The 13,010-nt window shown below is 68.0% G+C and carries 8 protein-coding genes; all 8 read right to left on the bottom strand.

Translation table 11 applies throughout. From position 1 onward, the window contains the following. Positions 1 to 38: 38 nt before the first annotated feature. Positions 39 to 1,988 carry a transglycosylase domain-containing protein gene (locus tag CWC60_RS03005; protein ID WP_109792577.1) on the bottom strand — a complete coding sequence of 650 codons (1,950 nt, stop codon included), beginning with the start codon at positions 1,986 to 1,988 and terminating at the stop codon, positions 39 to 41. Positions 1,989 to 2,089: 101 nt separating this feature from the next. Next, entirely contained in the window at positions 2,090 to 4,516 is a 2,427-nt protein-coding gene (gene gyrB, locus CWC60_RS03000; RefSeq protein WP_109792576.1) for a DNA topoisomerase (ATP-hydrolyzing) subunit B, read from the bottom strand. 10 nt (positions 4,517 to 4,526) lie between these two features. Beyond that, on the bottom strand, positions 4,527 to 5,681 hold the full coding sequence (gene recF / locus CWC60_RS02995; protein WP_109792575.1) for a DNA replication/repair protein RecF: 1,155 nt from the start codon (positions 5,679 to 5,681) through the stop codon (positions 4,527 to 4,529). Positions 5,682 to 5,691: 10 nt separating this feature from the next. After that, the gene (gene dnaN / locus CWC60_RS02990) at positions 5,692 to 6,804 is read right to left on the bottom strand and encodes a DNA polymerase III subunit beta (protein WP_109792574.1); all 1,113 of its coding nucleotides are present in this window, start codon (positions 6,802 to 6,804) and stop codon (positions 5,692 to 5,694) included. A gap of 149 nt (positions 6,805 to 6,953) precedes the next feature. Next, positions 6,954 to 8,363: a chromosomal replication initiator protein DnaA gene (gene dnaA, locus CWC60_RS02985; protein WP_109792614.1), complete on the bottom strand. Its 1,410-nt coding sequence runs from the start codon at positions 8,361 to 8,363 to the stop codon at positions 6,954 to 6,956. A gap of 472 nt (positions 8,364 to 8,835) precedes the next feature. Further along, the gene (gene rpsT, locus CWC60_RS02980) at positions 8,836 to 9,105 is read right to left on the bottom strand and encodes a 30S ribosomal protein S20 (RefSeq protein ID WP_109792573.1); all 270 of its coding nucleotides are present in this window, start codon (positions 9,103 to 9,105) and stop codon (positions 8,836 to 8,838) included. Between the two features lie 84 nt (positions 9,106 to 9,189). After that, positions 9,190 to 10,950 (bottom strand): hydantoinase B/oxoprolinase family protein, encoded by a 1,761-nt coding sequence (locus CWC60_RS02975; protein ID WP_109792572.1) that lies wholly within the window; start codon positions 10,948 to 10,950, stop codon positions 9,190 to 9,192. Continuing rightward, positions 10,947 to 13,010: a hydantoinase/oxoprolinase family protein gene (locus tag CWC60_RS02970; protein WP_109792571.1), complete on the bottom strand. Its 2,064-nt coding sequence runs from the start codon at positions 13,008 to 13,010 to the stop codon at positions 10,947 to 10,949. Before CWC60_RS02970 ends, CWC60_RS02975 begins: the two co-directional genes overlap by 4 nt.

The raw sequence follows: 13,010 nt of genomic DNA, 5'->3' as shown, positions 1-13,010 counted from the left end.
GCGCCTGCTGAACCGCGCGGAACGGGGGCGTTGAACGCTCAGGGGGACGACTGGACCTCGTAGTCGGCCCCCGGATAGCTTTCCTCCCGGTTTCCCGTGTTGCCGCTGCCGCGCTCCCTGCCGCCGGCGCGGCCATCCAGGAAGTCCCGTATGCGGCCCCAGAGACCGCCGGCCTCGTCGTCCGCGCGCGCCGGCGGGTCGACCGTGTCCCGCAGCGTCGCCAGTACGCCCGGCGCTTCGGGCAGGGGCCGGGCCGGCATGCCCCGGTGGGCGGCCAGCATGACGTCGCGCCAGATCCTGGCCGGCAGGCCGCTGCCCGTGACGCTCTGCATGGGCGCGTTGTTGTCGTTGCCGACCCAGACGGCGGCGGTCATGTCGGCGGTGATGCCGACGAACCAGGCGTCGCGGTTGTCCTGGGTGGTGCCCGTCTTGCCGCCTGCCGGCCGGTCGATCCTGGCGCCCTGGCCGCTGCCATAGGTCATCACCGCCTGCAGCATCGCCGCCATCCGGGCCGCGTCCCGTGCCGCCAGCACACGACCCGGGCCGCCGCCCCTGCGCCGCATCAGCACCTGGCCGTTCTCGTCCTCGATGCGGAGCACGATGTGCGGCAGCACGCCCTGGCCGCCATTGCCGATCGGCGCATAGGCGGCGGCGAGTTCCAGCACGTTGACCTCCGCCGTGCCCAGGACGACCGAAGGATGGTCCGGGATGTCGGAGTTGATGCCGAGCCGATGGGCCATCTCGATGCCCTTGTCGCGTCCGATGGACTCCGACAGGCGCACCGAGGCGGTATTCGCCGAACGCGCCAGCGCCTCGGTCAGCGTCACGCGGCCGAGATACCTGTCGCCGTAGTTCTGCGGCCGCCAGTCGCCGACGGCGACGGGTGAATCCTCGATGACGTCGTTCGGCGACCAGCCGTTCTCCAGCGCCGCCAGATAGACGAAGGGCTTGAAGGCCGAACCGGGCTGCCGCCGCGCACGGACGGCGCGGTTGTACTGGCTGCGGCCATAGTCCTTGCCGCCCACCATGGCGCGGACGGCGCCGTCCTGGTCGAGCACGACCACCGCGCCCTGGCCGGCCTTGCGTTTCTGCCCCTCGCCGCCGAGGTGCCGCGCCAGCGCGTCTGCCGCCGCCGACTGGATGCGCCGGTCGATGGTGGTCCAGACCTTGATGTCGCCCGACCAGTCGCCGGCCAGCAGGGCGACCTGTTCGCGCGCCCAGTCGGTCGCGTATTGCAGGTTGTCCTGGCGCGGCCGGGCCACCGGGACGGGCGGGGACTGGAGCACGGCCTTCGCCTCTTCCTCAGACAGCCGTCCGGCGTCGACCATGGATTCCACGACCAGGCGCATGCGCTCGGCGGACCCGCTGGGGTTGCGGGTCGGGTCATAGCGGCTTGGCGCCTTCAGCAGACCGGCGATCAGCGCCGACTCGCGCAGCGTCAGCCGGGCTGCCGGCTTGGCGAAATAGCGCTGCGCCGCCGCCTCGACGCCATAGGTGCCGGCGCCCAGATAGACCCGGTTGAGATAGAGTTCCAGGATGCGGTCCTTGCTGAAGCGCGCCTCCAGCAGCAGCGCCAGCACCGCCTCCTGCGCCTTGCGCTTCAGGGTCCGGTCGGACTCGAGATAGAGGTTCTTGGCGAGCTGCTGGGTGATCGTGCTGCCGCCCTGGACGACGCGCCCCGAGGTGACGTTGGTCCACAGCGCCCGGGCGATGCCCAGCGGGTCGAGACCGAAATGGCTGTGGAAGCGCCTGTCCTCGATGGCGATGACGGCGTCTATCAGGTGTTCCGGCAGGCGTTCCAGCGGCACCGCGCGGCTGCCGGGCGCGCCGTACACGGCCAGTTCCCCGCCGTCGCGGTCGAGCACGGCGACAGTGCCGCCGGTGATGGGCTCCTTCGGCGCGGGGAGGTCGTGCAGCAGCAGGACGAGCAGCACCGCCAGGGCGCCAACGCCTGCCAGGCCGCCCCACTTCAGGATCCAGCGAAACATGCGCGCTTCATTTCACATCCGCCGTGGCGTGGGTGTGGCAAATGCCCGGCCTGGCCGGAACCGGGCGCTGCGCTGCCGCCTCAATTTCGCTCGGACCCCGCTCAGACGTCCAGATTGACCACCGAGAGCGCGTTTTCGCGGATGAAGTCGCGGCGCGGTTCGACCACATCGCCCATCAGGGTGGAGAAGACCTGATCGGCATCTTCCAGATGGTCGACCCTGACCTGCAGCAGCGTGCGCGCATTGGGATCCAGGGTCGTTTCCCACAGCTGGTCCGGGTTCATCTCGCCAAGGCCCTTGTAGCGCTGCACGGTAAGGCCGCGCCGGCCGGCATCCAGCACTGCGGCCAGCAGGGTGACCGGGCCATAGATGGCGTGTTCCCTGTCCTTGATCATCAGCGTGCCCGGCCGTTCGTAGAGCGCCTGCATCTCCGCGGTCATCTCGTCGAGGCGCTTCGCCTCGCCGCTTTCGATCAGCCGCCGGTCCAGGACATAGGCTTCGCGGACGCCGCGTACCTCACGTTCGAAGATCAGGCTGCCGTCCCCGGCCCGGCGCGCTTCCCAGCCACGCTCATAGTCGGGGAACAGCACATCCAGCCGCTTTGCCACGGAGGCCGCGATCTCCGTCATCCTGTCGGGATCGCCGAAGACCGCAGGGGAAAGACCGCCGGCGATGGCGAGCTGCTCGACCACCCAGTCGGGATACTTCTTGCCGATGGAGTCCAGCAGCCGCCGCACGCGCCGCGCCCGGCCCACCAGTTCGTGCAGTTCGCCGCCGCCGTGCTGGACGCCGTTGAAATCGACGAAGGTCGCTTCGGCCAGGCCATTCTCGATCAGGTAGTCCTCGTACTGGCGCTGATCCTTGCGATAGACCGACGACTTGCCCTTGGTGATCTTGTAGAGCGGCGGCTGAGCGATGAAGAGGTGTCCCCGTTCCAGCAGCTCCGGCATCTGACGGTAGAAGAAGGTCAGCAGCAGCGTGCGGATGTGGGCGCCGTCGACGTCGGCGTCGGTCATGATGATGATCTTGTTGTAGCGCAGCTTCGCGATGTCGAAGTCCTCGCGGCCGATGCCGGTGCCCATGGCCGTGATCAGGGCGGTGATCTCCGTCGAACCCAGCATCTTGTCGAAGCGGGCGCGCTCCACGTTCAGGATCTTGCCGCGCAGGGGCAGCACCGCCTGGGTGCGGCGGTCGCGAGCCTGCTTGGCGGAACCGCCCGCCGAGTCGCCCTCCACCAGGTAGAGCTCGCTTTCCTGCGGATCCCGCGACTGGCAGTCCGCCAGCTTGCCGGGCAGGCCGCCCAGGTCGAGGGTGGACTTGCGCCGGGTCAGTTCGCGGGCCTTGCGCGCGGCTTCGCGCGCCGCCGCGGCCTCGACGATCTTCTGCACCACGGCGCGGGCCTCGGTCGGGTTCTCCTCGAACCACAGGTTCAGGCCATCGCCGACCAGGTTCTCCACCGGCTGGCGAACCTCCGATGAAACCAGCTTCTCCTTGGTCTGGCTGGAGAATTTCGGGTCCGGCGCCTTGACCGACAGGACGCAGGTCAGTCCCTCGCGGGCGTCGTCGCCGGTGATCGAGACCTTCTCCTTGCGGGCGATGCCGCTGTTGGCGGCGAAGGTGTTGACGCAGCGGGTGAGCGCCGCGCGGAAGCCGGCCAGGTGCGTGCCGCCGTCCTTCTGGGGGATGTTGTTGGTGAAGCAGAGGACGTTCTCGTGATAGCCGTCGTTCCACTGCAGCGCCGCCTCGACGGTCACGCCCTCGCGTTCGCCCTTCATCATGATCGGCTTCTTGATCAGCGCCGAGCGGTTGCGGTCGAGATAGTTGACGAATGCCTCGGTGCCGCCCTCGTAGTAGAGCTCCTCCCGCCGCGTCTCGACGTGGCGGCGGTCTTCCAGAAGGATGCGCACGCCCGAATTGAGAAAGGCCAGCTCGCGCAGGCGATGCTCCAGGATGCCGAAGTCGAACTCGATCTCCTTGAAGGTGTCCAGGCTGGGCAGGAAGCGGACCATGGTGCCGGAACGGCCTTCGTACTCGCCGATCACCTCCAGGTCGCCCTGGGGCTCGCCGTGCACGAAGCGCATGTAGTGGATGCGCCCGTTGCGGCGGATGGTCAGTTCCAGCCATTCCGACAGCGCATTGACCACCGACACGCCGACCCCGTGCAGGCCGCCGGAGACCTTGTAGGAATTCTGGTCGAACTTACCGCCGGCGTGCAGCTGGGTCATGATCACCTGCGCCGCCGACATGCCCTCGCCTTCATGAAGGTCGACGGGAATGCCACGGCCGTTGTCGGTGACGATGCAGGCGCCGTCGGCGTCCAGAATCACCTCGACGGTATCCGCGTGGCCCGCCAGCGCTTCGTCGATGGCGTTGTCGACGACCTCGAAGACCATATGGTGCAGGCCCGAGCCGTCCTCGGTGTCGCCGATGTACATGCCCGGGCGCTTGCGTACGGCGTCCAGGCCCTTCAGCACCTTGATGGAACTCGCGCCGTATTCCTCGCTGTCGCCGTTGGTCTTGTCGCTCATGTCGGTCCTCTCAGCTCCGCGACGCCGGCGTCAGCGCCGAGTCACGTACTTCGTAGTGCTGCGCCCGTTCGCCCAGCATGTCAAAAAGATGGCCTTCCGTGCCCGTCATCCAAGCCTGGCTGCCCAGAGCAGCAATCTCGTCGTAGAGCGCGGCGCGCCGGTCGGCGTCCAGATGGGCCGCCACTTCGTCCAGCAGCAGGATCGGCGTGACGCCCCGTTCGGCCGCCTGCATGCGCGCGTCCGCCAGGATCAGCGCGATCAGCAGCGCCTTCTGCTCGCCGGTCGAGCATTGTTCGGCCGCGGCGTCCCTGGACAGGTGCCGCACCGCCAGATCGCTGCGATGGGGCCCCAGGCGGGTCATGCCGGCGCGGGCGTCCTCCTCGCGGCCGTCGCGGAGGCCGGCCATGAGACCCTCCTCCACTTCGACCGCCGGGCGACCGTCCAGCGCCGTCTCCAGCCCCTCCAGCGCGATCTCGGCGGCGGGGAAGGGGCCGATGCCGGCGCGCACCGCCCGGGCGGTGCGTTTCGCCCAGGCCAGCCGGGCGGCGGCGATGGCGACGCCGTGCTCGGCCATCTGGGCTTCCAGCGCCCCCAGCCAGCGGTCGTCCCTGTTGCCGTCCTTCAGCAAGCGCAGCCTTTCCCGCATTGTGCGTTCGTAGCGGTTCGCCCGGGCCCCATGGTCCGGGTCGAACCCCAGGATCAGGCGGTCCATGAACCGCCGCCGGACCGCGGCCCCGTCCAGGAACAGCCGGTCCATCTGCGGCGTCAGCCATGTCACCGGGGTGACACCGCTCAACTGCATCGGCCCGACGCTCTCCCCGTCCAGCCGCGCCACCCGTTTCTCCTGCCCCGGATCGCCGGCGATCCCGGTGCCGACGGCGACCGTCTCTCCGTGACGCTCCACCATGGCGGCCACGGCCCAGCGTTCGGCCCCCCGCCGGGTCATTTCCGTCAGCCGTGCGCGGCGCAGGCCGAGGCCCGGTGACAGCATGGAGACGGCCTCCAGCAGATTCGTCTTGCCCGCCCCGTTCGGGCCTGTGAGCACCACCGGCCGGCTATCGGGCTCCATCGTCGCCCGGTCGTAGGATCGGAAATCCGTCACGGTAAGACGCCGCACCGCCGCCGGTTCGGCCCGGTCGGCGGCTTCGGGGGCTGTGGCCGGCATCGCCGCCGGCTCAGACCCGCATCGGCATCAGGACGTAGAGCGCCGAAGCATCCTGCGGATCGCGGATGATGGTGGGCGCCGCGGCGTCGGAAAGCTCGAAAAGCGCGCTCTCGCCGTCGATCTGCGACGCGATCTCCATCAGATAGCGCGAGTTGAAGCCGATCTCCATGGCCGGCGCATCGTAGCTGACGGCGATCTCCTCGGAGGCGCTGCCGGCGTCGGGGCTGTTGGCCGACAGCACCAGCCGCTCGCTGTCCATGGAGAGTTTCACCGCCCGCGATTTCTCGGTCGAGATGGTGGAGACCCGGTCCACCGCGCTGGTGAAGATCTTCGCGTCGACCTCCAGGCGGCGTTCGTTGTTGGACGGGATCACCCGCTCATAGTCGGGGAAGGAGCCATCGATCAGTTTCGACGTCAGCACCGACCGGCCCAGCGCGAAGCGGATCTTGGTCTCGCTGACGGAAATGGCGACGTCCTTGTCGGTGTCGCCCAGCAGCCGGTGGATCTCGGCGATCGCCTTGCGGGGCACGATGACGCCCGGCAGGGCCTCCGCGCCCGCCGGGGCGTCGATCTCGAAGCGCGCCAGCCTGTGACCGTCCGTGGCGACGGCGCGCAGCTTCTTGCCGTCATCGCTGGCGTGCATGTAGACGCCGTTCAGATAGTAGCGGGTTTCCTCGGTGGAAATCGCAAACCGCGTGCGCTCGACCAGGGTGCGCAGTTCCTCGGCCGCCATGTGAAAGCTGTGCGGCAGCTCGTCATCCTCGAACGTCGGGAAGTCCTCGTTCGGCAGGCAGGCCAGCGCGAAGCGGGAACGGCCTGACTGCAGCACCAGGCGGCGGCGTTCCTGATCCAGACTCAGTTCCACGTCCGCGCCGTCAGGCAGCTTGCGCACGATATCGTAGAGCGTGTGCGCCGGCGCCGTCGCGGTGCCGGGCGTGTCGACCCTGGCGTCGTTCTCCTCGACGATGGCAAGCTCCAGGTCGGTGGCGCGAAACCTGACCGCGTCCGAGCCCGCCTCGATCTGCACGTGGCTCAGGATCGGGATGGTATTGCGCCGTTCCACCACGCTCTGCACATGGCCCAGCGTGGACAGGAGAGCGGCGCGTTCAATGGTCAGTTTCATCGGTAATGTCTTGCCAGAACTGGTTCGAACGGGAACCTGACGGCCGGCAGCCGCCAGAGCAGTTCTCTATAGCACGCTGGCGTCACGATTCGCCAACGATTCCATGGATTTTACCGGCCTGCGGCGGGGCCGGTCCGCGGCCTGCCCGCTCAGTTGGAAAGTGCGGCCTCCAGCAGGCGCACGTCCTCGGCCAGGCTGGAGTCGCTCTGGATGAGTTCCTCGATCTTCCGCACCCCGTGCAACACCGTCGTATGATCGCGGTTGCCGAAGCGCCTGCCGATGTCGGGCAGGCTGCGCGTGGTCAGCTTCTTGGAGAGATACATGGCGACCTGGCGCGGCCGGGCGACGGCGCGGGCGCGGCGGCTGGACGACATCTCGGTGATCTTGATGGAGAAGTGCTCGGCCACCTTCTTCTGGATTTCGTCGATGGTGATCTTGCGCGAATTGGCGCGCAGCAGATCGGCCAGGACGTCGCGGGCGAGGTCCAGCGTGATTTCCCGGCCCATCAGCTCGTGATGGGCGATGACCCGCTTCAGTGCGCCTTCCAGTTCCCGCACGTTGGAGGTGATCCTGTGCGCCAGGAACTGCAGCACATCCTCGGGAACATGGACGTCGGCGTTCATCGCCAGTTTCTGCTCCAGGATGCCGACGCGGAGCTCGAAGTCGGTGGGGTGGATATCGGCCACCAGTCCCCAGCCCAGCCGGGAGCGCACGCGCTCCTCCATGCCGTCCAGGTCGGAGGGCGAACGGTCGGCGGAGATCACGACCTGGTGCTTGCGGTCCACCAGCTCGTTGAAGGTGTGAAAGAATTCCTCCTGGGTGGAGTTCTTGTCGGTGAAGAACTGCAGGTCGTCGATCATCAGCACGTCGACGGAGCGGAACTGCTCCTTGAACGCCATGGTGTCCTTGAAGCGGACCGCGCGGATGAACTGGTACATGAACTTCTCGGCCGACAGGTACATCACCCGGCGTCCGGGCTTGGCGCGCACGATGTGCCAGGCGATGGCCTGCATCAGGTGGGTCTTGCCCAGGCCGACGCCGGAATAGAGGAACAGCGGGTTGAAGGCCACGTCGTCGGAATCCGCGACCCGCCGCGCCGCGGCGTAGGCCAGTTCGTTGGCCTTGCCGACGACGAAGTTGTCGAAGGTCAGGGCGGCGTCCAGAAGGCCGGTCAGCCCCTCCACGGCCGTGTCTTCGCGCGCCGGTTCGGCCGCCCGCGCGGGGGCGGCCGCAGCCTCGGCTTCGTCGCTGCCGGCCTCTCCGGCGGTCACGCCCTCCTTCGCCGTCCCGCGGCCAGCAGCTTCCAGGCCGACATGGATGGCGATCTCGCGGATGTGCGGCACGTCACGCTGGAATTCGCGCAGCAACAACTGTTGGTAGTTGTTCCTCACCCAATCTTTCAAGAACGCGGTCGAAGCGAGCAGTACGGCGCGGTCATCGTGCAGCGCCACGGGGCGCAGAGGCGCCAGCCAGCTCTTGAAGGCGGCGTCCCCGACAGCCTTGCGAACGCGCCCTCCGACGCGCTGCCAAAGCAGATGCAGCGCTTCGCTGTCGTCCATGGCCGGCGCGTCGTCGATGTCCTCGGAAATCCTGTCCGCCTCGAAAGTCAACTTCGCGCTCCCGTGTTGTCGAATACTGCGGCTGGCGAGGCCGAAAACGCAAAAAAGCCTGTTCAGACCGATGTACAGTCTGTTGACGCAACGCTGATTTTGACATCAGGACTCGAGAAGGCAGACGGTCTGTGGGGTTCGTCCGTATTTATCCGGATCTGTTCTTGTCTCGGCCCACTCCGTCATCTCCCGGTCTGTCCCGCGAAGCGAACTTTAGATCGGATGGCGGGCGGCTTTCAAGAGGCCTCGGTTGAGAGAAAACTCCGCAATTAGGAAGAAATCCCGCTTCTCGGCGCTCTGCGGTTGGAATCATTGGCGATTCAATTTTCGCCGCCGGGCAAAAAAAATGTCACTGAAATGAAATGTGCCGCGGACGGGGTCCGCGGCACACCAGAAACGGGAATTTCTTCCGGAAGATCGATCAGGCGGAAGCCAGGGCCCTGGTCCGCGCGTTGAGGCGGGACACCTTCCGGGCGGCGGCATTGCGCTTGATGACGCCCTTCTGCGCGGCCTTGTCCAGTTCGCTCTGCGCGATCTGGAGGGCCTTGTTCGCGGCCTCGGCGTCGCCGGCGGCCAGTGCGACCTCGACCCGCTTGACATAGGTCCGCATCCGGCTGCGCCGGGCCACGTTGCGCGCGGTGCGCGTCGCCGTGCGGCGGATGTCTTTCTCGGATGATTTGATGTTTGCCATGTCCAGTCCCAAAGGCGGATTCAGTCAATTCGAAGGCCGGGCTTATAGACGCGCCGTCCCGGTGCGTCAAGCGCCGCGCCGCGCCTACTCCGCCGCCTGCGGATGCGCGCGCCGCCGCGCCGTGGCCGCCATGTCCACGTCCCGGCCGGAGGGATCGAGCACGACGCCGAAGAGCTCCCGTGCCTGGTCGGATGTGTAGTAGCCAAGGCGGATGTCGGCCAGCACTTTCGCGGCGGGACGCCGGAAGGGGTCGCCGTAGCCGCCGCCGCCGGGCGTGCCGACCTCGATCCTGTCGCCCGCGGCAACCCGGATGTCCTGGTCCTTCGAGAGATGTTCGGGCACGTAGGAGCGTCCGCCGCGATGCACGGTGACGCTGTTGGGCATTCCGTCGCAGCCGCCCAGAACTCCCTGCGGCCCGAAGCGGCCGTGGTCCATGACGAAGGAGGCGGTGGCCTCCCCGCGACGCACTTCGACGGTGTATTTCAGGCCGAAGCCGCCGCGCTTCTCCCCGGCGCCGCCCGAACCTTCCCGCAGGCCGTACTCGTGGTACAGCACGGGATAGTACTGCTCCATGACCTCGATCGGCGGCGTCTTGGAGATGCCGATGGTCGAGCAGCCGTTGGTCAGTCCGTCATGGTCGGCATTGCCGCCATAGCCGCCGCCGGAGATCTGGTACATGACGTAGGAGCGTCCCCGGGCCGGATCGTGCCCGCCCAGGGCGAAGTTGCCGCTCGATCCCGCTGGGGCGGCCGTGACCCTGTCGGGCAGGGCCTGCACCAGCGCGGCGAAGACCGCTTCGGCGATGCGCTGGCTGACCTCCGCCGCGCAGCCCGATACCGGCCGCGGATAGCGCGCGTAGAGAAAGGTGCCCTCCGGATCCTCGATCTCCAGGGGCTCGAAGGCGCCGGCGTTGATCGGCACGTCGGGAAAGATGTGGCGCATGGCGAGATAGACCGAGGACCGGGTGGTGGCGATCACCGAGTTCATCGGCCCCTGGCAGGGCGGGCTGGAGCCGGCGAAGCTGAAGCGCAGGGCGCCGTCGCGCTTCTCGACCGTCAGCTTGATGACCAGCGGTTCGTCGACCACGCCATCGGAATCGATGAAGGCCTCGGCCCGGTAGACCCCTTCGGGTATCTCGGCGATCCTGGCGCGCATCTGCCGGGCGCCGCGGCGCTTCAGTTCTGCGATCGCCTGTTTCACCGTCTCGTCGCCGAAACGGTCGAGCAGTTCGTTCAGCCGCGCCCGCCCGACCAGCAGGGCAGCCTCCTGGGCGCGAATGTCGCCGATCCGCTGGTCGGCGATGCGGATGTTGGAGCAGATGATGGCGTAGATCTCCGGATCCATCTCGCCGCGCTTGAACAGCTTCACCGGCGGCAGGCGCAGCCCCTCCTGCTCCACTGCGGTGGCGTTGGCCGAAAAGCCGCCCGGCACCGCGCCGCCGATGTCGGGCCAATGGCCGGTGTTCGACAGCCAGCAGAAGATCTCGCCATCGCGGTAGAAGGGCATGGCGAAGCGCACGTCCATGAGGTGCGTGCCGCCCAGATAGGGATCGTTGACGATGTAGATGTCGCCGTCCTCGGGCGGCAGGGCGCGGCCGTCGCGGATGAACTCGATCAGGTTCCGCGTCGATTCCTGCATGGTGCCGACGAAGACCGGCAGGCCCATCAGTCCCTGGGCGATCAGTTCGCCGTTGTCGGCGGCGTAGATGCCGTCCGAGCGGTCGTTGGCTTCCGCGATCACCGGCGAGAAGGCGGAGCGGGAGAAGCTCATGTCCATCTCGTCGCAGACCTGCTGCAGGCCGTTCTGAATGACGCTGAGCGTGATGGGGTCGAGCGGTTCGGTCATGTGTGGACCTCGATGATCAGGTTGCCGTCCGGGTCGCCCGTGGCCCGGGCGCCGGGATCGATGACGACGGTTGTATCGATCTGCTCGACGATGGCCGGGCCGTCGATCGTCACGTCCGCCGGCAGGTGGTCGCGCCAGTAGACCGGGGTCTCGGCCCATGCGCCATCGAAGAAGACCGGCCGGTTGCCGCTCTGCGCCGCCTCCAGGCTCCCGCGCCGGCCGGCCGGATCGATCAGGCTGGCCAGGTCGATTTCGCCCCGGCGGCCGATGACGGACGTGTTGAGGTTGACCAGGTTGGCCCGGATTTCCGGCAGGGCGACGTGGAAGCGCTCGTAGTAGGCCTTCTCGAAGCGCGCCTGCAGATTCTCCCGGGTGATGTCCGGTCCGTCCAGCGGCACCGACAGGATGTGGGTCTGGCCGATGAACTGCATATCGGCCGAGTGGGCGATACGGATGTCGTCGACCTCGACGGGCTCCTCCGCCACCAGACGGCGGCCGGTCTCGATCTGGCGCGCAAGGATCGAGCGGCAGTCGGCGATGTCGACGCCGTCCAGCGGGTGGTTCACGGTGTTGACGAAATCGTGGCGGACGTCGGCGACGACGCAGCCCAGCGCGTTGGTGATGCCGGGCCGCGGCGGCACCAGCACGCGCGGGATGCCGAGTTCCCGTGCGATGGATACCGCATGCAGCGGCCCGCCGCCGCCGAAGGCCAGCAGGGCGAAATCGCGCGGATCGTGGCCACGGGCGATGGAGACCATGCGCACGGCGCCTGCCATCTTCATGTTGGCGATGCGCAGCACCGCGGCGGCCGCCTCCGCCGCGTCCAGCCCCAGGGGCGCGCCGATGACCGCGGCGAAGACCTTCGCGATGTCCTCCGCGGTGGCGCCTCCGCCGCCCGAGAGCAGATGCGCGGGATTGATGCGGCCAAGCACGAAATGGGCGTCGGAAATCGTCGGCTGCCGTCCGCCGCGGCCATAGCAGATCGGTCCCGGATCGGCGCCGGCGCTCTCGGGCCCGACCTGCAGCAGGCCGGCCTCGTCGATCCGGGCGATGGAGCCGCCGCCCGAGCCGATGGTCTGCACGTCGACCATGGGCACGTGGATCGGCAGGGCGTATTCGATCTCCAGCTCGTGGCTCACCGGCGGGGCGGTGTCGCGGATCAGCGCCACGTCCGTCGAGGTGCCGCCCATGTCATAGGTGATCAGGTTGCGGAATCCGGCCCGCCGCCCGGTATAGGCCGCGGCCATGACGCCCGAGGCCGGCCCGGACATCACCGTCTTGGCCGCTTCCCGGGCCACGGTGCGGGCGGAGACCATGCCGCCATTGCCGTTCATGACCAGGAGGTCGCGTTGGAAGCCTCTGGATTTCAGCTCGCTCTGCAGCCGGTCGACATAGCGGTGCAGGATCGGCTGCACGGCGGCGTTCACGGCCGCGGTGACGCCGCGCTCGTACTCGCGGAACTCCGACAGCAGCGAATGGCCGGTGGTGATGTAGCCGTTGGGCCAGATCCCGGCGGCGATCTCCGCGGCGCGGCGCTCGTGAGAAGGGTTGACGTAGGCGTGCAGGAAGTGGATGACCAGCGAGGTGCAGCCCTTCGCCTTCAGCGCCTCGGCCGCTTCGCGCACCTCGTCCTCGTCCAGCGGCGTGACGACATTGCCGCCGGCGTCGGATCGCTCGGTCACTTCCAGCCGCAGGTCGCGCGGGATGACGGGGCGGAAGACGCCGGTCATGCCATAGGGCTGCGGCCGGGTGCGCCGTCCGACCTCGAGCACGTCGCGGAAGCCACGCGTCGTGATCAAGCCCGTCGGCTCCAGCTTCCGCTCCAGGATGGCGTTGGTCGTCGTCGTGGTGCCGTGAACGATCAGGTCGACAGAAGGCAGATCCGCTTCGACGGCTTCCAGCGCGGCGATGACGCCGCCAGCCTGGTTCTCCGGCGTGGTCGGCACCTTGGCGACGCGGACCCGGCCCCGACCCCGGTCGAACAGCAGGATGTCGGTGAAGGTGCCGCCGACATCGACGCCGACAATGATCTCGCCCTTGTTGTCGCCGGTATCGCTCAT

This window comes from Minwuia thermotolerans, from assembly GCF_002924445.1.
Classification (GTDB): domain Bacteria; phylum Pseudomonadota; class Alphaproteobacteria; order Minwuiales; family Minwuiaceae; genus Minwuia; species Minwuia thermotolerans.
Note: the sequence above shows the minus strand (reverse complement) of the source record. Positions and strands in the feature narration are given on the sequence as shown.